General features: G+C 36.0%; 25 protein-coding genes. 17 read left to right on the top strand and 8 right to left on the bottom strand.

Features of this window, described 5'->3' with window-relative positions:
- The first annotated feature begins 163 nt into the window (after positions 1–163).
- The 8 genes from efp (at position 164) to DCS32_RS14540 (ending at position 7,527) form a co-directional block, all read left to right on the top strand.
- Positions 164–730, top strand: a complete 567-nt coding sequence (efp, locus tag DCS32_RS14575) for an elongation factor P (protein ID WP_013752030.1) — start codon at positions 164–166, stop codon at positions 728–730.
- 67 nt (positions 731–797) lie between these two features.
- Positions 798–1,733 carry a UDP-3-O-(3-hydroxymyristoyl)glucosamine N-acyltransferase gene (locus DCS32_RS14570; RefSeq protein ID WP_108879306.1) on the top strand — a complete coding sequence of 312 codons (936 nt, stop codon included), beginning with the start codon at positions 798–800 and terminating at the stop codon, positions 1,731–1,733.
- The gene (locus DCS32_RS14565) at positions 1,733–2,134 is read left to right on the top strand and encodes a nuclear transport factor 2 family protein (RefSeq protein WP_013752032.1); all 402 of its coding nucleotides are present in this window, start codon (positions 1,733–1,735) and stop codon (positions 2,132–2,134) included. The genes DCS32_RS14570 and DCS32_RS14565 overlap by 1 nt, the downstream gene beginning before the upstream one ends.
- Positions 2,135–2,206: 72 nt before the next feature.
- Positions 2,207–3,082, top strand: a complete 876-nt coding sequence (gene sucD, locus DCS32_RS14560) for a succinate--CoA ligase subunit alpha (RefSeq protein WP_108878946.1) — start codon at positions 2,207–2,209, stop codon at positions 3,080–3,082.
- A gap of 213 nt (positions 3,083–3,295) precedes the next feature.
- Complete coding sequence (fabG, locus tag DCS32_RS14555) at positions 3,296–4,042, top strand: 3-oxoacyl-[acyl-carrier-protein] reductase (RefSeq protein ID WP_108878945.1); 747 nt, start codon at positions 3,296–3,298, stop codon at positions 4,040–4,042.
- A 62-nt stretch (positions 4,043–4,104) separates the two neighbouring features.
- Positions 4,105–6,138: a hypothetical protein gene (locus tag DCS32_RS14550; protein ID WP_108878944.1), complete on the top strand. Its 2,034-nt coding sequence runs from the start codon at positions 4,105–4,107 to the stop codon at positions 6,136–6,138.
- A 20-nt stretch (positions 6,139–6,158) separates the two neighbouring features.
- Entirely contained in the window at positions 6,159–6,974 is an 816-nt protein-coding gene (locus DCS32_RS14545) for a prohibitin family protein (RefSeq protein ID WP_013752036.1), read from the top strand.
- Positions 6,975–7,077: 103 nt separating this feature from the next.
- On the top strand, positions 7,078–7,527 hold the full coding sequence (locus DCS32_RS14540; protein ID WP_239057530.1) for a PepSY-like domain-containing protein: 450 nt from the start codon (positions 7,078–7,080) through the stop codon (positions 7,525–7,527).
- 34 nt (positions 7,528–7,561) lie between these two features.
- On the opposite strand, the gene DCS32_RS14535 is transcribed toward DCS32_RS14540, so the two are convergent.
- A complete protein-coding gene (locus tag DCS32_RS14535; protein ID WP_108878943.1) occupies positions 7,562–8,185 on the bottom strand; it encodes a hypothetical protein in 624 nt (207 codons plus the stop codon).
- Between the two features lies 1 nt (position 8,186).
- The gene (locus DCS32_RS14530) at positions 8,187–8,897 is read right to left on the bottom strand and encodes an OmpA family protein (RefSeq protein WP_108878942.1); all 711 of its coding nucleotides are present in this window, start codon (positions 8,895–8,897) and stop codon (positions 8,187–8,189) included.
- A 281-nt stretch (positions 8,898–9,178) separates the two neighbouring features.
- Between DCS32_RS14530 and hisG the strand changes: the two genes are divergently transcribed.
- From hisG to DCS32_RS14495, 7 genes are read left to right on the top strand one after another with little or no spacing between them, the layout of a single operon-like run.
- Entirely contained in the window at positions 9,179–10,039 is an 861-nt protein-coding gene (hisG, locus tag DCS32_RS14525) for an ATP phosphoribosyltransferase (protein WP_108878941.1), read from the top strand.
- 12 nt (positions 10,040–10,051) lie between these two features.
- Positions 10,052–11,335: a histidinol dehydrogenase gene (hisD, locus tag DCS32_RS14520; protein ID WP_108878940.1), complete on the top strand. Its 1,284-nt coding sequence runs from the start codon at positions 10,052–10,054 to the stop codon at positions 11,333–11,335.
- Positions 11,336–11,350: 15 nt separating this feature from the next.
- Positions 11,351–12,400, top strand: coding sequence for a histidinol-phosphate transaminase (hisC, locus tag DCS32_RS14515; RefSeq protein ID WP_108878939.1), 1,050 nt, complete (start codon positions 11,351–11,353; stop codon positions 12,398–12,400).
- Positions 12,400–13,536 (top strand): bifunctional histidinol-phosphatase/imidazoleglycerol-phosphate dehydratase HisB, encoded by a 1,137-nt coding sequence (hisB, locus tag DCS32_RS14510; protein WP_108878938.1) that lies wholly within the window; start codon positions 12,400–12,402, stop codon positions 13,534–13,536. Before hisC ends, hisB begins: the two co-directional genes overlap by 1 nt.
- Positions 13,536–14,117: an imidazole glycerol phosphate synthase subunit HisH gene (gene hisH / locus DCS32_RS14505; protein ID WP_108878937.1), complete on the top strand. Its 582-nt coding sequence runs from the start codon at positions 13,536–13,538 to the stop codon at positions 14,115–14,117. The genes hisB and hisH overlap by 1 nt, the downstream gene beginning before the upstream one ends.
- Positions 14,114–14,845, top strand: a complete 732-nt coding sequence (gene hisA / locus DCS32_RS14500; protein WP_108878936.1) for a 1-(5-phosphoribosyl)-5-[(5-phosphoribosylamino)methylideneamino]imidazole-4-carboxamide isomerase — start codon at positions 14,114–14,116, stop codon at positions 14,843–14,845. The genes hisH and hisA overlap by 4 nt, the downstream gene beginning before the upstream one ends.
- 1 nt (position 14,846) lies before the next feature.
- On the top strand, positions 14,847–15,404 hold the full coding sequence (locus DCS32_RS14495) for a DinB family protein (protein ID WP_013752046.1): 558 nt from the start codon (positions 14,847–14,849) through the stop codon (positions 15,402–15,404).
- On the opposite strand, the gene DCS32_RS14490 is transcribed toward DCS32_RS14495, so the two are convergent.
- The 4 genes from DCS32_RS14490 to DCS32_RS14475 all read right to left on the bottom strand — a co-directional run bounded on the left by DCS32_RS14490 (position 15,396) and on the right by DCS32_RS14475 (position 18,775).
- Positions 15,396–16,232 carry an alpha/beta fold hydrolase gene (locus DCS32_RS14490; RefSeq protein ID WP_108878935.1) on the bottom strand — a complete coding sequence of 279 codons (837 nt, stop codon included), beginning with the start codon at positions 16,230–16,232 and terminating at the stop codon, positions 15,396–15,398. The genes DCS32_RS14495 and DCS32_RS14490 overlap by 9 nt on opposite strands.
- Before the next feature lie 8 nt (positions 16,233–16,240).
- Complete coding sequence (locus DCS32_RS14485) at positions 16,241–16,603, bottom strand: cupin domain-containing protein (RefSeq protein ID WP_108878934.1); 363 nt, start codon at positions 16,601–16,603, stop codon at positions 16,241–16,243.
- Entirely contained in the window at positions 16,603–17,148 is a 546-nt protein-coding gene (locus DCS32_RS14480) for a hypothetical protein (RefSeq protein WP_108878933.1), read from the bottom strand. The genes DCS32_RS14485 and DCS32_RS14480 overlap by 1 nt, the downstream gene beginning before the upstream one ends.
- A 91-nt stretch (positions 17,149–17,239) precedes the next feature.
- Positions 17,240–18,775: a helicase HerA-like domain-containing protein gene (locus DCS32_RS14475; RefSeq protein WP_108878932.1), complete on the bottom strand. Its 1,536-nt coding sequence runs from the start codon at positions 18,773–18,775 to the stop codon at positions 17,240–17,242.
- A gap of 127 nt (positions 18,776–18,902) precedes the next feature.
- On the opposite strand from DCS32_RS14475, the gene DCS32_RS14470 reads away from it, so the two are divergent.
- A complete protein-coding gene (locus DCS32_RS14470; RefSeq protein ID WP_108878931.1) occupies positions 18,903–19,388 on the top strand; it encodes a RidA family protein in 486 nt (161 codons plus the stop codon).
- A 20-nt stretch (positions 19,389–19,408) separates the two neighbouring features.
- Positions 19,409–20,536 (top strand): hypothetical protein, encoded by a 1,128-nt coding sequence (locus tag DCS32_RS14465; protein WP_108878930.1) that lies wholly within the window; start codon positions 19,409–19,411, stop codon positions 20,534–20,536.
- Positions 20,537–20,596: 60 nt separating this feature from the next.
- Here DCS32_RS14465 and DCS32_RS14460 read toward each other — a convergent pair whose 3' ends face one another.
- Together DCS32_RS14460 and DCS32_RS14455 are read right to left on the bottom strand one after the other, a co-directional pair.
- Positions 20,597–20,998: a PUR family DNA/RNA-binding protein gene (locus tag DCS32_RS14460; RefSeq protein WP_108878929.1), complete on the bottom strand. Its 402-nt coding sequence runs from the start codon at positions 20,996–20,998 to the stop codon at positions 20,597–20,599.
- Between the two features lie 73 nt (positions 20,999–21,071).
- Positions 21,072–22,829 (bottom strand): ABC transporter ATP-binding protein, encoded by a 1,758-nt coding sequence (locus tag DCS32_RS14455; protein ID WP_108878928.1) that lies wholly within the window; start codon positions 22,827–22,829, stop codon positions 21,072–21,074.
- Positions 22,830–22,847 lie beyond the last annotated feature (18 nt).

Genomic DNA, 22,847 nt, shown 5'->3' with positions numbered 1-22,847 from the left:
TCGCGAAAATTTGACAACATAACACTCATGCTTTTGCCTAACATAAGGTGAGCAGAGAAATTCATAAAACGGAGAGATTGATAATCTTTTCATATTTTCGCGAAAGCGAGATTAACTTTTAATTAAATAAGAATTCTGCATTTGCAGAAATTTGATACTATATATGGCAACAACATCAGACATACGCAACGGACTTTGTATACACTACAATCACGATATTTATAAAATCATCGAATTTTTACACGTAAAGCCAGGTAAAGGCCCAGCATTTGTAAGAACAAAAATGAAAAGTGTTACCTCTGGAAAAGTATTAGATAATACATTTTCTGCAGGACATAAGATTGAAGAAGTGCGTGTAGAGACGCATAAATTTCAGTTTTTATATAATGATGGAGAGGGGTATCACTTTATGAATACAGAAGACTACACGCAAATCGCTTTACAAGAGACTGCGTTAGATCGTTCTGATTTATTAAAGGAAGGAGAGGTTGTTACCGTACTTATAAATACGGAAGATAACGCACCACTTTCTGTAGACATGCCTGCTTCTGTAATACTTGAAGTGAGTCACACAGAGCCAGGAGTAAAAGGTAATACAGCAACTAACGCTACAAAGCCAGCAACTGTTGAGACAGGAGCAGAGGTAAACGTTCCTTTGTTTATTAATGAAGGAGATAAGATAAAAATAGAGACCGATAAAGGGACCTATAAAGAGCGCGTTAAGGAGTAAATAATCTTGTATTAACTTATTATATAAATCCCGTCAAATGACGGGATTTTCTTTTATATTCGTAATCGTGAAATTTAAAAAACAACATACGCTTCAAGATATTGCAAGTCTTCTTAATATCACTTTTGTGGGTGATCCTTCGTTTCCAGTTTTGGGTATGAATGAGATCCATGTAGTAACACCAGGAGATATTGTATTTGTAGATCATCCTAAGTATTACGACAAGGCGCTACAAAGTGCCGCGACTATTGTACTTATAAACAAAGAAGTAGCTTGCCCAGAGGGTAAAGCACTTTTAATATCTGATGACCCTTTTAGAGATTTTAATAAGCTTACAGATCACTTTAAACCTTTTAAAAGCGCAGCAGCTGCCATAGCAGAGACGGCAATTATAGGTCAAGGAACTGTTATACAGCCTAATGTCTTCGTTGGCAATAACGTGGTTATAGGTGATAACTGTACCATACACCCTAATGTATGTCTATATGATAATACGATTATAGGTGACAACGTTACTATACACGCAGGAAGCATACTAGGTGCAGACGCTTTTTATTACAAAAAACGTCCAGAAGGTTTTGATAAACTTAAATCTGGTGGTCGTGTTGTAATAGAAGATAATGTAGATATAGGAGCTGGGACAACTATAGATAAAGGAGTTACTGGTGATACAACGATAGGTAAAGGAACTAAGATTGATAACCAAGTCCATGTAGGTCATGATACTGTTATAGGAGAACGTGTTTTAATCGCGGCTCAAACTACCATAGCAGGTTGTGTCGTTATAGAGGACGAAGTGACTTTGTGGGGTCAGGTAGGAGTTACTAGTGGGATCTCTATAGGTAAGAAGGCTATCATCTCTGCGCAGAGTGGAGTAAGTAAGTCACTAGAAGGAGAAAAAAGTTATTTTGGGTCACCAGCAGGTGATTTCAGAACAAAATATAAAGAGCTTGCAGCGTTGAGACAAGTGCAAGAATTATTAGAAAAACTAAAGCAACAATAATGGCTAAGAGTAATAAGAAAATCGTGAAAGAGTTTTATAGCTCAGACTTTTTTAATGACACAACTGCTTTTGATGAGTATATTCATCCTGATATGCAGCTTTTTTGGAATGCAAAAACAGGTTACAATCATATGGAAATAGCAGGATTAAAAGAAATGGCAGCAGAGGCTGGTAAATCTTTTGATGCGGTTCGTCCAGAGATTACACACCTTCTTTCTAAAGAGGATCAGGTAGTGATAAGGTTCACATATTTTGTAACTACGATCGAGCAACCAGATACAGAACAACCTATGGCACATTTTATGGCTATATGGGAAATGAAGGATGGTTTGATGTATAGAGGGTACCAAATGAGCCAACCAGCAGAAGAAGCAAAAGAGAGCATGAAATCTTGGAAGTAAATTTCATTGTTTTTACTTCATAATACTTAACCAAACTGTTACTTTTGCAGTGCAAAATTTTAAAACAAACCGATGAGCGTTTTAGTTAATAAAGATTCGAAAATAATTGTTCAAGGATTCACAGGTAGCGAAGGAACTTTCCACGCGGGCCAGATGATTGATTATGGAACAAACGTAGTAGGTGGTGTAACTCCAGGAAAAGGAGGACAAACACATCTTGATAAGCCTGTTTTTAATACCGTTCAAGAAGCAGTAGAAAAAGTAGGAGCAGATACTACTATTATTTTTGTACCGCCAGCATTTGCTGCAGATGCAATTATGGAAGCTGCAGATGCAGGAATCAAAGTGATTATCACAATTACAGAAGGTATCCCTGTTGCAGATATGATCAAAGCATCAGACTATATCTCTACAAAAGAGTGTCGCCTTATAGGACCTAACTGTCCAGGTGTTATTACTCCAGGTGAGGCAAAAGTAGGTATCATGCCAGGTTTTGTATTTAAGAAAGGAACTGTAGGTATTGTTTCAAAATCTGGAACACTTACGTATGAAGCGGCAGATCAGGTTGTAAAACAAGGTCTTGGTATTACTACAGCAATCGGTATTGGAGGAGATCCTATTATAGGAACTACTACAAAAGAAGCAGTAGAGATGCTTATTAATGATCCAGAAACAGAAGCTGTTGTAATGATAGGTGAGATAGGTGGTCAACTTGAAGGTGACGCTGCAAAGTGGTACAAAGAAAGCGGTAGCAAGAAGCCAGTAATTGGTTTTATTGCAGGTGAAACTGCACCAGCAGGACGTACTATGGGTCATGCAGGAGCAATTGTAGGAGGATCTGATGATACAGCTCAAGCTAAAAAAGCAATAATGAGAGAATGTGGTATTCACGTTGTGGATAGCCCAGCAGAAATAGGTAAAAAAGTTGCCGAAGTTTTAGGTAAATAATTTTACGATACATTATAAAAAAGCCTCCTTTTTTAGGGAGGTTTTTTTGTTTCTAGTCGGTATCGTAATTCTTATATTTGAGTAAGTAAATTTAGCGATGTATGCTTTCGCGAAAGCGTGACGATACAACCTAATATTTAAACTAATTAGATCAATAAAAATAACCTCAGACAGTAATTATAATAGGTTAACTGTCTATTCATAGCATTTAATATGAAATTATTAGAAGGAAAAACAGCTATCATCACTGGTGCTAGCCGTGGCATAGGAAAAGGAATCGCAGAAGTATTTGCTCAACATGGAGCAAATGTTGCTTTTACATACAGTTCATCATCTGCCGCGGCAGATGAACTAGAGAAAAGTTTAGAAAGCACAGGTGTAAAAATCAAAGGATATAAAAGTAATGCAGCAGATTTTGAGCAGGCTCAAGTGCTTGTGAAGAACGTGCTTGAAGATTTTGGAACTATTGATATTCTTGTAAATAATGCAGGTATTACAAAGGATAATCTCCTTATGCGTATGTCTGAAGAGGATTTTGACAACGTAATAGAGGTAAACCTTAAGTCTATCTTTAATATGACTAAAGCTGTGCAGCGCACGATGCTTAAAGCTCGCAAAGGAAGTATCATTAACATGAGTTCTGTGGTAGGAGTAAAAGGAAATGCTGGTCAAGCAAACTATGCTGCCTCAAAGGCTGGAATGATAGGTTTCTCTAAGTCTATGGCACTTGAGCTAGGTTCTCGTAACATACGTACAAACGTGATTGCTCCCGGATTTATCGAGACTGAGATGACAGGTAAACTTGATGAAGCTACTGTAGATGGATGGAGACAGTCTATACCATTAAAACGCGGTGGAAGCCCAGAAGATATTGCAAACACTTGCGTATTTCTTGCTAGTGATATGAGTGCATACATCACAGGTCAAGTTATTAATGTAGATGGAGGAATGCTTACGTAATTTACGAGTTACGTGTCTATTGCCCATTCTCAATGTATTTGAGATAAGAACAACCACAACATTTGCAAACAGAAACATTATTATTAATTATTGGAGCTGCTATTCTCGCCTTGGGAATAGCGGTTTTTCAGTATTTTTATAAGGCAAAATATAAGACCAGCCGGAATAAAGTTTATGCGCTTATAAGATTTTTAAGCGTTTTTGGATTGCTTATTATTTTAATTAATCCTTCTTATAAACAAGTTACATACGTTACCGTAAAACCATCACTAGCGGTAGCTGTAGATAATACGGCAAGTATTAAACACTTGGAATATGATGATGAGAGTAGTGATTTAGTATCACGCTTTCGCGAAAGCGAATCTTTAAACAATGCTTTTGACGTACAGTTTTATAGTTTCGGTCAAGAATTTAAACGTTTAGATACTTTAGATTTTCAGGAAAAGCAGACTAACATTTCTAATGTTCTTCATAGTCTTGAAGACATTTACGGTACAGAAATAGCACCAGTTATCTTACTCACCGATGGGAATCAAACCTATGGTGAGGCTTATCAATACACCTCAAAAAACCTCAATCAGCAGATATATCCTGTAGTTCTAGGAGATACAATTACATACGATGATCTTAAATTAGGGCAGATAAACGTAAATAGATATGCCTATATCAATAATAAGTTTCCGGTAGAGATTTTTGCCACTTATAACGGGAACAATACAGTAAGCTCACAATTAACGGTTACTTCAGGAGGGGCAGTAGTACATTCTGAGCGAGTTACTTTTAGTCCAGACAAAGAATCACAGGTTTTCAATTTGCTATTACCTGCAACGAGCGTAGGAGTTAGGCAATATGCTATACAGCTTGCACCTAATACGACAGAGAAAAACATAAAAAACAATAGTAAGAACTTTGCGATTGAAGTTATCGATCAAAAAACGAATGTTCTTATAGTAAGTAACATCGTTCATCCAGATGTGGGTATGCTTAAAAAGAGTATAGAGAGTAACAGACTACGCACGGTTACTTTTTCAAACCCTCTAGAAAGTATAAGTAAGCTCAATGACTATGAGCTAGTAATATTGTATCAGCCAGATGCACGTTTCAAGAATGTTTATGAGCAACTTACTTCGTTATCCAAAAATAGTATTACAGTCGCTGGCGCAAATACAGATTGGAATGCTGTAAATACCTTCCAGAATACCATTAATCAAGAAATCACTGGACAGCAAGAGGAAGTACAAGGCGAACTCAATGTGAATTTCTCTGCTTTTGTGATAGAAGATATAGGCTTTGCTGACTTTCCGCCGTTAAAGACAAGCTTTGGTGACGTTAATTTTAAGACAGAAGTAGATGTTGCACTGACCCAAACTATAGGATCTTTAAATACTGAAAATCCACTTATAGCAACTACTGATACAAATGGACAGCGCGAAGTATACATTCTAGGAGAAGGCTTGTGGCGATGGAGAGCACAGAGTTTTATTAATAATAACAGCTTTGAAGATTTTGACAATTTTATTGATAATCTCGTGCAATATGCAGCATCAAATAAGAAAAAGAGTCGTCTCAATATAGATTATGAGTCCTTCTATTATGGGAATGGTGATGTCACATTATATGCGCAGTACTTTGATAAAAATTACACCTTTGATACACGAGCACGTTTATCCATACGTGTAGTCCATGAAGAGACAGGTAAAGTGACAGATATACCGTTATTGCTTAATAAGAATACATATCAGGTTGCGATGAATAATCTAGAGCCGGGTAATTACAAGTTTACAGTGTCGGTTATAGATCAAGGACTCGCTCGATCTGGTAGTTTTACAATAGTTTCTTTTGAGATAGAACAACAATTCTTAAATGCAAATGTAACAGAACTACGTACTCTAGCGTCTAATACAGCAGCAGCCCTTTATACGAGCGCAACAGGAGACCAACTTATTGAAGATCTTTTGAAAGATACTCGATACAAACCTATACAGAAAAGCACGGAAAAAATCGTACCTTTAATAGATTGGAAATGGTTATTATTTATAATAGCCTTACTACTTTCTATTGAGTGGTTTATGCGCAAGTATAACGGACTCACGTAAATAAAAATCAAAAAATTATTATGGAAAAATTACCAAAGATTGGCGTACCTATAGTTATAGGTATCATTATTTTATTAGTATTAGTTACAAAATCTGCTGTAACCATAGATTCTGGAGAGGCGGGAGTATTATTTAAAACGTTTGGAAATGGTGTGGTGACAGATGAGCCACCTATGAGTGAAGGATTTCACTTAGTTGCACCATGGAATAAGGTATTCGTTTATGAAGTAAGACAACAAGAGCTTTTTGAAAAAATGAAAGTTTTATCGTCTAATGGATTAGAAATACAAATTGACGCCTCGGCTTGGTATGAGCCAGTGCGCAAAGATTTAGGAAATCTACACCAAACACTAGGTAAAGATTATTTACAACGAGTAATCCAGCCAGCTATACGATCTGCAGCACGTAGTGTAGTAGGTAGGTATACACCTGAGCAATTGTACTCAAGTAAAAGAGATGCTATACAGGACGAAATATTTGTAGAAACTAAAGCTATTTTGTCTAAGCAATATGTGCAACTTAATGAGGTATTAGTAAGAGACGTGACGCTTCCTAATACTATAAAAGACGCAATTGAAAGAAAACTAAGACAAGAGCAAGAATCTTTAGAGTACGAGTTTAGACTTGTAACAGCATCTAAAGAAGCAGAAAAAGTGCGTATTGAAGCTCAAGGTAAAGCAGATGCAAATAAGATTTTAAGTGCTTCTTTGACAGATAAAATTCTTCAAGACAAAGGAATTGATGCAACTATAGAGTTATCAAAGTCACCTAATTCTAAAGTTATCGTTGTTGGTTCAGGGGATTCTGGACTTCCATTAATTTTAGGAAATAATTAGAATACTTCATAAAACTATAAGAAAGCGTTAAGATGACGCTTTCGCGAAAGCTTATATCTTTACAGTCCACGCGAATTCACGTGTGGATTGTAAAGATTTTTTTATGTATAGATATCAGAAAATACTTTTCTTGTTTGGATTCATAATTGCTATAAGCTGTGGTCAAAACGTAGAAAGTCAAAATAGCGAAAAGGGTTATGCACCTGAAGCAGTAAAGAAAACGTTTCAAGCAAAATATCCAGGAGAGAATGATCCAGACTGGCACGTTGATTCAAATGGGAACTATGAATCTAGGTTTAGAATAGATGGAGTACGTCACAGAGCAGACTTTAGTCCTAACGGTTCATGGATCGAGACAGAGGTAAGTATAGAGAAAGATGACCTGCCTAAAGTTGTTCAAAAAGCGATAGATGATAATTACTCAGACGAAGAAATAACAGAAATAGAACGCGTTCAAAGCGCCGAAAAAGGATTGTTTTACGATGTAGAGTTTAAGAGAAAAGGAAAGAATATGGATATTGAGTTTAATGAATCTGGAGTTAAGATTAATTAAGTCTAGACATCAATAGTACTTATAAAAAAACCACCTAATAGGTGGTTTTTTTATGCTTCATCTTTTTTTTTGGATCTTGAGTATCTTCCAGTAATTGTTCTTTGAGCCTGATTGCTTTGGCTACCCATCGATCATTTTTAATTCTATCTGGAAAAAATTTAATAAGCTTAGTTATAATTTCAATATCTTCTTTGGTCAATCTACTTATTTGATCAAAAGTGTAAATGCCTAACTCATTTAATTTTGCTTCAGTGTAAGGTCCTATACCTATAATTTGTTGAAGTTCATTTTTATCAGAAACTGAAGCTTTACCTATTCTTTCAAAATTAATTAGGTCTGTATAATCTTTCTCTACTAATTTCTCAGAAATAACTTCTTGAGAAAAGGCTCGATTTCTCACCTTGAGATGATCAAACTCTTCATCCATTCTATCTTTTCTAAAAACACCATCTGCCTTGCGGTCTAGTTCGTCTTGCAGATTATCAATAGTCTCTTTTAGGTTTTTTATAGTATCACTTTGAGTTGCAAGTTTCTTCTTAAGAACAATTTTACTGTATAAATGCGAACCTATATAACCAATTAAAAAGGCAACAAGAGTCATTACAAATGTCTCTATGTATGCAACTGGTATTGATATAGCCTCTTGTGATACACTCATATTAATCTACTATAATTTCTATTCTATTATTCTCTTGTCTGCCAGAGAGTGTCTCATTATTTGCTATTGGTTCTTCTTCACCTCGGGATGTTGCTGTTATCTTACGCCTAGGTATTCCTCTTCTTGCCGTGAGATACCATTTTACTTGTCGAGACATTTTAAGTCCTTGATTAAAATTATCCTTACTGCTTCCTACATTATCAGTGTGGCCTAGTATGGTAACCTTTTTATCAGGATTCTCTTTCAATAGTTGTCTAAGCTCTGTCGCATATTCAACTAATTCCTTATCAAGTATAAGATCTGTATTGTTATAACGAGGGTAAAAGATATTGCTAGAAAAAGAAGGGCCCATAAATGAGTTAAGTTCCTTTTCAAATTCTAACGCAGGCTCATCTTTTGTAATATCTATAGTATCACTAATTGCAATAGATTTTTGAATTTCTTCTGCAAGTAGGGAAGAGGTCTCATGTTCAATTCCATATAAATCTAAACTATCTGGAGCAAAACGAGTCTTTGTCGACCTAGTTTTAGAAACTTCTCGGGGAGGTGATTGTTGGTCTTTTGGATTGAGGATACTTTTTTCTGAATTATCTTTCTCCTCAACAATTTGTTGTACGGCACTGTCACTAGTAGCCTCTCTTGTACTTACAAAGTAAATACAGCCAGAAGTCCATAGTAAAAAAACGAAGAATGCCCCAAAAAATCCCTTCATCGATTATGCTAAGCGAGCACTATTATAGGTAATAGCACTATCTTCAAAGTTACAGAAAAGTTATCAATGTTAAGAATTAATTAAATCAGGTTATCCACTTGTTTTTAACAAAGAACTTCTTAAATTTGTACCACAATGATTAATAACAATACACATCACCATCATACTTCAATCATCGCTCAAGCGAGGTAAAGAGTATGTATATATTTCATATTAAAAACCCGTTTGAATTACTCAAGCGGGTTTTTTCTTTTGAGTAATTTGGACATTAAAAAATTATCATGAGTCAAAAAATTAGAATTGCTATTCAAAAATCTGGACGCCTTAATGAAGAATCATTACAATTATTAAAAAATTGTGGTGTCTCTATTGATAATGGTAAAGACCAACTCAAAGCAACTGCTAGAAATTTTCCATTAGAAGTACTTTATTTACGGAATGGTGATATACCTCAATACTTAAGAGATGGTGTCGTAGATATCGCAATCTTAGGTGAAAACACTTTAATTGAAAAAGGTAAGGATTTAGCCATAGTAGAGAGATTAGGTTTTTCGAAGTGTAAAGTTTCACTTGCTATTCCTAAAGGACAGAAATACAATTCTGTTAAGGACTTTGAAGGTAAGCGCATTGCAACTTCTTATCCTAACACCGTAAAAGAATATCTTGATAGTAAGGGTGTTAAAGCAGAGTTACACATTATTAATGGATCTGTAGAAATCGCACCAAGTATAGGACTTGCAGATGCTGTTTGTGATATCGTTTCTAGTGGTAGCACATTATTTAAAAATAACCTTAAAGAAGTAGAGCAAATGCTTACTTCAGAAGCAGTATTGACAGTTTCTCCTACCATTACAAAAGAAAGAGAAGCTATTCTTGATACGCTTAAGTTTCGCATTAGAGCTGTTCTTACAGGTGAGCGTAGTAAGTATGTACTTATGAATGTTCCTAACAATAAGCTAGATGATGTTATAGCGATGCTTCCTGGAATGAGAAGCCCTACTGTTTTACCTCTAGCCGAAAAGGATTGGAGTAGTGTACACTCAGTAATTGATAAAAATAGTTTTTGGGATGTTATAGATAATTTAAAATCTGCTGGAGCCGAAGGTATTTTAGTGTGTCCTATTGAAAAAATGGTACTATAAATTTATTTTGCTATGAATAAGATCTATAATCCAGAAAGAAGTGAGTGGGAGAAAATCCTTAAAAGACCTACTCAAACAGTAGATGATATCGAGGCTACAGTAAACGATATCTTCAAAGAGGTAAAGTTAAAGGGAGATGAGGCGGTTGCAAAATACACGTCCATTTTTGATAATGTTACGCTAGATACTATCACTGTATCTGATCATGAAATACGAGATGCTGAAAATTCGTTATCTATAGAATTAAAAGAGGCGATACAGCTAGCAAAAGGAAATATTGAACGTTTTCATACAGCTCAAAAGACTTCTAGAGTAGCAGTTACTACAACAGATGGAGTAGATTGCTGGCAAGAAAAACGACCTATTCAAAGAGTAGGACTTTATATTCCAGGAGGAACAGCGCCATTATTTTCGACAATATTGATGCTTGCTACTCCTGCAAATATTGCCGGTTGTAAAGAAATTGTACTTTGTACACCTCCGGATAAAAATGGAAATGTAAATCCTGCAATTTTATACACCGCAAAGCTGAGCGGAGTTACTAAAATTTTTAAAGTAGGAGGTATCCAGGCGATTGCTGCGATGACTTTTGGAACAGCGACGGTGCCTCAAGTATATAAAATATTTGGTCCAGGAAATCAGTTTGTCACAGTTGCAAAACAAATAGCAACAAAGCATGGTGTAGCAATCGATATGCCTGCTGGACCTTCAGAGTTATTAGTGGTGGCAGATGATTCGGCAGATGCGAGTTTTGTAGCGTCAGATTTATTAAGCCAGGCAGAGCACGGTGTTGATAGTCAAGTTATTTTAGTGGCAACTTCTCGTAAACTCATTGACGATGTTGAAAAAGAAGTAGAAATGCAGATGAGTACGCTTTCGCGAAAGCATATTGCAGAAAAAGCCATCGAAAACAGTAAACTGATATATGTTGAAAACGATGAAACCGCTTTAGCATTAATTGATGAGTATGGCCCAGAGCATTTTATTGTTTGCATGGAAAACGAAGACTTTTATGTGGATAATATCATGAATGCAGGATCTGTATTTATAGGTAATTATACGCCTGAGAGTGCTGGAGATTATGCATCTGGAACAAATCACACGCTACCTACTAATGGTTATGCAAAACAATACAGCGGCGTAAATCTTGATAGTTTTATGAAGTCTATGACTTTTCAAAAAATATCACCAAAAGGGATTCAAAATATAGGTCCAGCTATTGAGCTTATGGCTGCTGCAGAAGGACTTGATGCACATAGAAATGCAGTAACTCTTAGACTTAAAAAATTACAATAAGCTACACCTTTTAGTATGAATAAAACCTTTAGTATCTCTAGTCTCGTCCGTCCTAACGTGGCAAGCATGCAAGCTTATAGCTCTGCTAGAGATGAGTTTACAGATTTTGATAAGGAAATGATATTTCTTGATGCAAATGAAAATCCATTTGAAAATGGTGTAAATAGATATCCAGATCCGCAGCAGCGCACTTTAAAAAGTCTTATAGCTGCACAGCGCAATATTTCTGAGAGCCAGTTGTTATTGGGTAACGGTAGTGATGAAGTGCTTGACCTTATATTTAGAACATTTTGTATTCCTGGTAAGGATGAAATCATCACTGTGCCACCTACATATGGAATGTACAAGGTGCTTGCTGGAACTAATGATATTAAAAATACGGAAGTCTTACTTAATCAAGATTTCCAACTTAATACCGCGGGTATTTTGGCTGCCATAAATGAGCATACAAAGCTCATTTTTATTTGCTCGCCTAATAATCCAACAGGTAACGTGATTGATGCAGCTCCTATTATTGAGATTTTAGAAACTTTTAAAGGTCTAGTAATTCTTGATGAAGCATACATAGATTTTGCAACTACAGAAAGTTGGTCAAAACAATTATCTCAATATCCTAATTTAATAATCACGCAAACACTATCTAAGGCGTATGGCCTTGCAGGTATACGTTTAGGCTTGTGCATTGCAAGTGATGAGATTATTACTGTATTAAATAAAATCAAACCTCCTTATAATGTAAACGCTCTTACACAAGAGAGAGCTTATAATAGGTTGATGCAAACAGAAACTATAGATACAGAGATAAATACGCTTTTAGAGAACAGAGCGGCTTTATCAAAAGTCTTACAAGAAGTACCATTTGTTAAAGAGATTTTTCCATCTGACGCAAACTTTATTCTAGCAAGAGTAGATGATGCAAACGAGCGTTACAAGCAACTTATAGCTCTTGGGATTGTTGTACGTAACAGAAGCACACAACCTTTGTGTGAGAATACACTACGTTTTACAGTGGGAACTACAGTAGAAAACACACAACTTATAAACGCATTAAATACATTAGAATAATGGCTAAAAAAGTCCTTTTTATAGACCGTGATGGTACAATGATTAAAGAAACGGTAGATGAACAAATCGATGCGTTTGAAAAAATGATATTCTACCCTAAGTGTTTTACTTGGTTAGGTAAGATTGCGCAGGAGCTCGATTATGAGCTTGTGATGATTACAAATCAAGATGGTTTAGGTACAGAATCATTTCCAGAAGATACATTCTGGCCAGTGCATAATTTTATAATGAAGTCTTTTGAAAACGAAGGAGTTGTTTTTGATAATGTGTTTTTAGACAGAACATTTCCGCACGAAAATAAAAACACTAGAAAACCTGGAACAGGTTTATTAACTCAATACTTTTCTGAGGAGTATGATCTTGCTAACTCTTTTGTAATAGGTGACCGCCTTACAGATATGCAACTAGCAATAAACTTAGGAGCAAAAGGGATATTTATTAATGATGATACTAATCTTGGTACGGGAGAAATCACTATCTCACAAGATGATTTAAATAAAGATATTGCCTTAGAGACTAATGATTGGCAAAAGATTTATGAGTTTCTTAAGTTAGAAAGACGTGTTGCTACGCTTTCGCGAAAAACAAACGAGACAGACATAAACATCACACTTAATCTAGATGGTACTGGTAAATCAAATATTGATACTGGGCTTTCATTCTTTGACCATATGCTGGATCAAATTGCTCGTCATGGGCAAATGGATTTAGATATCCAAGTAAAAGGAGACCTAGAAGTAGATGAACACCACACTATTGAAGACACAGCAATTGCCCTTGGAGAAGTGTTTGCCATCGCTTTAGGAAATAAATTAGGAATAGAACGTTACGGTTTTTGCTTGCCTATGGACGATTGTCTTGCGCAAGTTGCTATAGACTTTGGAGGAAGAAACTGGCTAGTTTGGGAAGCAGATTTTAATCGTGAGATGATAGGTAAAATGCCTACAGAAATGTTTTATCACTTCTTTAAATCGTTTACAGATGGTGCAAAGGCAAACCTTAATATCAAAGCCGAAGGAACAAACGAGCACCACAAAATAGAAGCCATCTTTAAAGCATTTGCAAAGGCTATTAAAGTAGCTGTAAAGAGAGATGCAGATAAGATGATTTTACCATCCACAAAAGGTATGCTGTAATGAAAATAGTAATAATTAATTACGGCGCTGGTAATATACAGAGCATAAAATTTGCGATAGAGCGCTTAGGATTTGAAGCCACTTTAAGCAATGATGAAGAAGAAATTCGTTTGGCAGATAAGGTGATTTTTCCAGGAGTAGGCGAGGCGAGTAGTGCCATGTCAAAACTGAGAGAAACAGGTCTTGATAAAGTGATTCCTACCTTAAAGCAACCTGTTTTAGGAATCTGTCTTGGGATGCAACTTATGTGTAACCGTTCTGAAGAAGGTAATACAGAAGGGCTAGGAATCTTTGATGTAGATGTGTTACGCTTTCGCGAAAGCGTAAAAGTCCCACAAATACAGTGGAACAAGATCACAGATCTTAAATCTCCATTATTTAAAGGAGTAGAGGATGGATCATTTATTTATATGGTGCATAGTTTTTATGCTCCAGTAACCACCGAAACCATAGCAACCACCTCTTATGGAATTCCTTACGGAAGTGCTTTTACAAAAGATAATTTTTATGGAACACAGTTTCACCCAGAAAAATCTAGTAGTGTGGGAGAACAAATACTTAAAAACTTTTTAGAATTATGAGAATTATACCTGCAATAGATATCATAGAGGGAGCTTGTGTACGTCTTTCTAAGGGTGATTATGCAACGAAGAAAGTGTATAATGAAAATCCGCTTGAGGTTGCAAAGCAATTTGAAGCTCACGGGATTACACACTTGCATCTTGTAGATCTGGATGGTGCAAAAAGTAAGCATATTGTAAATCATAAAATTCTGGAACAAATAGCTTCTCATACGAGTTTAAAAGTAGATTTTGGCGGAGGATTGAAAACAGATGAGGACTTAAGGATTGCTTTTGAAAGTGGAGCTTCTCAAATTACAGGAGGAAGTATTGCTGTAAAAAATCCAGAGACATTTAAGAGCTGGCTATCAAAATTTGGGAGTGATAAAATTATCTTGGGAGCAGATGCTCATAATAGAAAAATTGCAATCTCTGGATGGCTTGAAGAGTCTGATGATGATGTGGTAGAGTTTATAAACTCTTACAACAAGGAAGGAGTGTCTTATGTTATTTGTACAGATATAAGTAAAGACGGTATGCTTGAAGGTCCTAGTTTTGACTTATATGAAGAGATATTAAAAAGTACGCCAGATTTGAAACTAATCGCATCAGGCGGAATTTCTACTTTTGATGAGCTTCCTAAGCTTGCGGCAATGGGTTGCGAAGGGACGATTATAGGAAAAGCTATTTATGAGAACAGAATCTCATTAAAGCAGCTAGAGAATTATATTTTAGAAACAAAGGCGTAGTATGCAAAGTAGCTGGCACGAAGATTTTAAAGAAAATGCTATTTTTCGTTTAGACGAGAATGTGCGTATGATTAGTATTGCTTTATCCAAAATCTCAGAAGATGAAATTTGGATAAAGCAAAATCAAGCGCTCAATACACTTGGTAACCAACTATTACATATCTGTGGCAATCTTACTCAGTATATAATATCTGGCCTTGGAGGTAAGCCAGATGAGCGTGATCGTGAGTTGGAGTTTTCAACAGAAGACGGGTATACGAGAGATGAGCTTCTTCAAAAATTGTTGCTTACAGTCCAGTCTGCGACTATAATAATAGAAGATGCATTGCCTGAAAATCTTTTGAATAAAAGACAAGTGCAAGGATTCAATTATTCTGGAATAGGACTTGTGCTTCACGCAGTAGAGCATTTTTCATTTCATACTGGTCAAGTTGCTTCACAAGTTAAATTAATCATAGATGAACCATTAGGTTTTTATGTGGGTTATGACTTAAATGTACACAATGAAGGTCCTAAAAGTTCTCAAGATGACATTGAGGATATAGAAGACTTAAGCTAAAAAATCTATAATATGCTTACGTACTTCTTCTTGATATAAGGAGTGCCCGTAGCCTTCCGTTTCAATGTAGGTGCTCCCTTTCCAGTTTTTGTGGATATTTTGTGAAGCAGAGACAGGCGTAATTTTATCATACTTATCATGAATAATCAACGCCGGTAGGGTGAGAGATTTTGCAAAAGTAGCTCCAGAAAATTCTTTAAAATTATAGCCAAATAATTCCTTGACTAATTTTTCTAAGGCGGTCATAGTTCTATTATTCAAGCCAAGAATTGCCTTATAGCCCACCATAATTTCTTGAAGCTCTGAAGCAGACCCTAAGATTACAGCAGATGTCAAGCCTTCAGGTTTATAAGTAAACTGATGAAACACCGTAGCAAGACCACCTATCGAGTGCGCGATAATGTGATCAGGTTTATAAGCATTGATAGCAGTTTCTATCGCCTGAGCATATCTTGGGACGTTAAGTAAATTTCCAGTTGAGTATCCATGAGCAGGTGCATCTATTGCATAGATGTCATAATTCTCTTTCTGTAGATCTTCTATAAGTCTATACCATCTGTAGGTATTGCTTTCCCAGCCATGAATGAGAAGAACCTTTTTACCAGTACCTTCCCATCGATAAGATTGAAGTTCACAGGATCCAGAATCTAATTTTTCAAATTTTGGTTGTTCTAAATATGGGATTTGCTCACCAAAAGGCCTGCCTTTGCGTGGCGTACAAAAGATATTAAATGACTGCTGCGCTGCTGCTGCAGGATTTACAATACTAATGCTATTAATTTTTGCCCCTATAAGTTTAGGTATAAGGCGTTGTAGTGACTTTTTCAATAGTAATATTATTCTCTGTTAACGGAATCTGGCGAAAATGCAGGAGTACAAATAGACATATACTCACATTCCTCATTAAATGGATTGCTGTATTGCACTCTTGTGTTGCGCTCTATTTTAATACTTTGCCCCGTTTCTAGTATTAATGTTTCTTCTTCTATGATAAATTGTTTTTTACCACGTATAATATAAGTATACTCATCAAACTCTGGAGTTTGAAATGGCTCACTCCATCCTGGCGGAGCAATCATATGAGCAATACTTACAGCAGTATTACCGTCTGTAGCACGACCCCAGTGTTCTTCTATTAATTTACCATCTGTAGTAGGAACTACAAAAGGACTTTTCTGAATCTTATATTTTTTACTCATTACCAGCTTATTTGAACATATTTAATAGGTGCATCATCTGGGATTTGAGATAACTCTACTTTTGATTGTGTATCAAACATAAGCTCAGATGGAAGGTGCTTTTTGTCAATTGTAAAGAAGATGTCATTATCCTCAATAAGAACAACTATAGTAGATATCAAGTTGTCTATGCGCTTGATTTTATAACCATCTTGAATATCTTTAAAAGTGCTTTTGGTAGTGATACCTTCGGTTGTTTTAAAGCGTTCATCATATACTCGAATATAGTTGATAGTAGCATCACTTTCATTTGAACTTGGACCTAGTTCTAATAGCTTTTTACCTCCTTTTTCAAAAACGGTCACATATCCTTGTGGCGTTTTAAAGTCTGTAGCTCCTGTAGCATCTACAAGACTATCATTTGCAAAAGTTGTTTTTAGTTCGCTTACCTTGGTAGTCTTTGTAAGTGGCCCTACAGTTTCCTTTGAGATGCTAAAGTTGCCAGAATTACTACAGCTTGCGAGTATAAGTCCTAAAAGTGATAATGTTATAATGTGTTTTTTCATAAAATATAGATGCACCTCATGTGTGATGGATGCGATTATTTGTAATAAAACTACCGTTAGGTTAGCTTTTAATCATTTTAATAATTTCTAATTATTTAAGCATTTTACCAAGTATTCCAAATACTCCGCGTATCACTGTAGCGCTGGTAAGAACCTTAATTAATGCTTTTGCACCAGCACTTTGTGTGCTTTTTGAACTAGATGATCTAGAAGAGGACTTTGTTGCTTTGGCGCGTTCTTCTTTGGCTTTTTCCTTTGCTTCAGATTCGTTTGCTTTGTCTATCTTTTTCTGTAAAAGTTCGTAAGCACTCTCGCGGTCTGTGAGTTCGCTATACTTTTCTACTAGTTCAGATCTATCATTAATACTATCAATCTCTTTTTGAGTAAGCACGTCCATACGCGACATAGGAGCTCGTAACATTGTTGCAGCAAGTGGAGTAGGGCGACCTTTCTCATCAAGGGCAGATATTAATGCTTCCCCTATACCTAACGAGGTAAGTACGGACTTGGTATCGTAGTATGGAGAATCTGGATAGTTTTCGGCAGTAAGTTTTATTGCTTTTCTATCTTTTGCAGTAAATGCACGTAAAGCGTGTTGCACTTTTAGACCTAATTGACTCAATACTCCGTCTGGAATATCTGTTGGATTCTGTGTTACAAAATAAATTCCAACTCCTTTAGAACGTATTAATTTTACTATACTTTCTATCTGGCTATGAAGTGCTTTTGAGGCTTCTTTAAATATAAGGTGTGCTTCATCTATAAATATTACAAGCTCTGGTTTACCGCTGTCTCCTTGTTCTGGAAAGGTAGAATAAATCTCTGCCAGCAAGCTTAGCATAAATGTAGAAAACAGTTTAGGTCTGTCTTGAATATCTGTAAGTCGAATCACGTTTATAACGCCACGGCCATCCTCAGTTTTTCTAGTAAGATCATCTGTATCAAAAGATTTTTCTCCAAAAAAGATATCTGCTCCTTGTTGTTCTAGCTCAACAATCTTACGTAAGATAGATCCAGAAGAAGCAGGAGATATTCTTCCGTAATTTTCTTCTATCTCTTCTTTACCTTCCTTAGTAGCGTACTGCAAGATTTTTTTGAAATCCTTTAAATCTAGTAAAGGCAATTTATTATCATCACTATATTTAAAGAGAATAGAGATAATACCAGATTGTGCAACAGTAGCATCAAGAATACGAGAAAATAACACAGGTCCAAACTCACTTACCGTAGCTCTTAATCTCACCCCATTTTGATCTGAGAGTGTGAGAAGTTCTACGGGAAAATCTTTTGCTTCAAAGGGAACTCCAATTTTTGCATGGCGCTCATCTATCTTAGCATGTCCTGGGCTTGCTTTTGCAATACCAGATAGATCACCTTTCATATCCATTAAAAGTACAGGGATACCTTTGTCAGATAAGTTTTCGGCTATTATTTGTAGTGTTTTTGTTTTACCAGTTCCAGTTGCTCCGGCTATAAGACCGTGACGATTCAAGGTTTTAAGAGGCACTTTTACGTGTGCATTTGTAATAGTCTCACCATCTAGCATCGCAGCTCCCATCGTTATAAAGTCTCCCTTAAACGTATTTCCTGCTTTAATGAATTCTAGAAATTCTTGTTTTTTATCCATATTGGTAGGTTGTTAGTGCGCTTTCGCGAAAGCGTACTACATCATGTAATCTAAAAGTTTAAAAATACGTAATCCTTAAAAAAGGTTCTCATCTATGTGTACATTTATTGTCTAAAAAACAATCTATATGAAAAGACTTTCCTTATTCGCCGCGTGTCTAATACTTCTTTTGTCTTGTCAAGAAAGACATTCTCTTACGAGACCAGTACCAGAAACCAAGGTTGAAATTAATGAAAAACCTGTCTTTCATAAGTCTCACGAGATCACAAAGAAAGACGCTCCTTTTTCTGACGTAGTACAAGTAGGCGAGATGTATTTTCTCTCTGGTCAAATAGGTTTAAATCAAAAAAACCGCACACTAGTACCTGGTGGAATAACTGCCGAAACAACGCAAACTCTTGAAAACATAAAAGAGGTGTTAGCTCAGCATGATATGGATATGAGTAATGTTGTGAAGGCATTAGTAATACTTGATGATATAGAAGACTTCAAAGCATTTAATGAAGTGTATAGCTCTTATTTCCCTCAAAAGCCAGCTAGAACAACCTTTGCTGCCGAAGCACTAGCTCTAGGTGCAAAAATCGAGATAGAAGTGATCGCTGTTAAAAATTAATAAGTACCTTTTAGAAAAAAATGAAGCTATTAACCAGGTTCTCTTTCATACTCACATGTGTCGCATTTATAAATTGCGATAATGATGACACATTTTCTTCAACTAATGATGAAGAGCAAATAACATTACCTGTAATAGCCATAATTGGGGATGATCTTACTACTGGGGCAAGCTTTAACTTAGTGGAGTGGACGGCATCATATGAGGATAAGATGATTACAGATCTTCAAGAAACGATTGGATTTGAGTTTGGATTTTTGCAAAACACTGTAGGAACAGAACTTGCATTTGCCCTTGATTTTCCAACTACATCTTATGTATTTTATGATGTGGCTACAGGTGGTATGCGAAGTATAACAGATTTTTTTACTCCTGAGAATGCTACAAATAATTTTTACACCGTTAATGCAGATCAAGGTTTACTCACCTATTATCTAGATGCTACTAGTACTTGTTGTGATATATATGTTCATAGTTATAATCAACTATCAGGAGCGTCTTCAGAGTCATATATAGGTAACGCAGATATAGCGCCTGTTCAATTTAATGTCTTTGCCAGCGGTAATAGATCTTTTGCCATAGCTGTAGATACTTTTACGGGAGTGCGTAATCTCTATGTAAATAGCGCAATAGATGGCGAGCGCTTAGGTGTTATAGATGTAAGTGAGTATGGTGGTTTTATGTATAATGATGTGCGAGATGAGATGTATCTCTTTAATTTTAATGGTGACGCAGTGTCTCATGTTGTTCTTGATATAAATACTTTTACTACTAGCGAGCTTACTTCATTTCCGTTGGGATTAAGTATAAGTGATGGCTTTAATGAAGCGCAGTTTTCTCAAAATGAGATGATTTTTAAGGAGTTTGATGGGATTGTCTCTAGTTTGTACTCCTACGAAACAAATACTATTATAACTTATGATAGTACAGATTTAATAAATAGAATTTTTGAAGAAACGGGTCGAGGGATCAATATTATAAATACGTCAATAGATCTTGATACGAGAACATACGTTGTGATGGGAACGTATATGGAAGATAATATTATGTATGGTCTTGTGGTACTAATGAGCTTAGATAAGGAAGTAAAACTCACGCTAGAAACAGATAGTGTGAGACCTCAAGAAGTAATTTTCATAAGAGACTAGCAAAAAAAAAATACCACCTCGTGAGAGGTGGTATTTATAGATTTTAAGTAATTTAATCTTTTAAATATCATCAAAGCTTACATCTGTAAACTTGTCTGGACTCATGCTACTAGGCTTCTCTGAAGAAACAGCTCCTGAGTCTACAACTTCTGTTGGCTCTGGGCGCGAGTAATCATTCTGGTGACGGTCTGATATTACTTCTTGTCCTTTTTCATCAAGAATATATGAAGTCATATCATTCAAGTTTTCTGTAAAACCTGCAAAGTCTTCTTTATATAAGTAGATTTTATGTTTCTTAAAATGGAAAGATCCATCATCATTTGTAAACTTCTTGCTCTCTGTAATGGTAAGGTAATAATCTCCTGCCTTCGTAGATCTTACATCAAAAAAGTAAGTGCGTCTTCCTGCTCTTAATACTTTTGAGAAAATCTCTTCATTGTCACGTCCTTCGTAATCACTCATAATATTCCTTATTGTTTGGATTGTGTTTATCTACTTCAAAAATGATAAAAAATTAGCCATTGCCCAATTATTTCTACATTTCTTTTTCGTCTAGTTGTTTTACGTAAAGTTCTTTATAGTATCCCTCTTTCTCTATTAGTTGATTATGAGAGCCTTGCTGCGTTATTTTTCCATCTTCGATAATTAGAATTTGGTCAGCATTTTTTGCAGATGATATTCTATGGCTCACGATGATGGTCGTAGTATCGACAGTTAATTTCTCTAGATTGTTAAGTATTTCTTCTTCTGTCTCGGTGTCAACTGCGCTTAAACAGTCATCTAGAAGTAATATTTTAGGGTTACCTATAAGCGCTCTTGCTATAGATACACGCTGCTTTTGACCTCCAGAAAGAGTGATTCCTCGTTCTCCTAGAATGGTATCATAACCATTTTTGAAATCAATGATATTGTGGTGTACAGATGCCGCTTTCGCGAAAGCGTAAACCTGTTCATCACTTGCGTCTGTATCACCAAACTTGATATTTTCTCCTATAGTATCAGAAAATAAGAACGCATCTTGAGGTACATACCCTATTTCTGATCGTAAATCATCAAGATGAATAGCTTTCATAGCAAGACCATCTATTTCAATAACGCCGCTCGTAACGTCATATAATCTACCTATAAGCTCAAGAATTGTTGACTTTCCAGAACCTGTAGGGCCTATAATAGCGAGGGTCTGCCCAGGATTAATAGAGAAAGATACATTCTTTAAGGCCGTGATATTTGTGTCGTCATAGGTAAATGTAACATCCTTAAATTCGATAGCACCTGTAATAGGCGTATGGTTACTTGCGGTATTCTGAATTTGAGGTGCTATTTCTAGAAACTCATTAATACGTATTTGTGAAGCTTCTGCAGCTTTAATTATTGATGTTACCCATCCTACAGTAGCAACAGGCCAGGTCAGCATATTTACATACATTATAAACTCTACTAGTGTACCTAAATCTGGTATGGTGCCGTCTATATATTGCTGTCCTCCCACAAAGATTACAATAAGGTTACTAGCACCTATTAATCCTATCATAAGAGGGAAGAAGAAGGCTTGTACCTTTACAAGATCTAAGTTTTTCTCTTTGCTATCTTCACTAAGTTGAGCAAAATCTTTAAAGGTGTTTGCTTCAAGCGTGTAAGCTTTAATCACAGATATCCCGCTAAAGGATTCCTGAGTAAATGTAGTAAGTTTTGAGAGATACTCTTGAACGATCGTACTCCTTACATGTATTGCACGGCTTAGTTTGTAAATAGCAATAGACAATATAGGTAATGGGATAAGTGTGTAGGCGGCTAGGGAAGGAGCCATTCTCACCATATACGGTATTACCACAGCAAATAAAACAAGTGCTTGTAAGAGGTACATGATTGCAGGTCCTACATACATACGTACTTTAGTTACATCCTCAGAGATGCGGTTCATGAGATCTCCGGTTCTGTTCTGTTTGTAAAAACCTAAGCTGAGTCGCTGGTATTGCTGGTACACATCATTTTTAAGATCTGCTTCTATATAACGAGAGACTACAATGATGAGCTGTCTCATTAAGAAGGTGAAAAACCCAGAAAGTAATGCTGCTCCTAGTAGTAAGCCCAGTTTAAAGAGCATCGATTTTTTAAGGCCAGGAAGATTATCTTCTCCAGCATTGATATAAATCTCTACGTCGTTTATGATGTCACCTACGATATCCACATTAAAAACTGCAAAGAATCTTGCAGCAATAACAATGAAAAATCCAGCGATAAGACGCCATTTATAGCGTAAGAAATATTTGTTTAATGATTGTAGTGCGCCCATGGCGATATTGTGCAGTTT

The organism is Dokdonia sp. Dokd-P16, from assembly GCF_003095655.1.
Classification (GTDB): domain Bacteria; phylum Bacteroidota; class Bacteroidia; order Flavobacteriales; family Flavobacteriaceae; genus Dokdonia.
The sequence above is the reverse complement of the archived record's forward strand: the minus strand, read 5'-3'. Positions and strand labels throughout refer to the sequence as shown.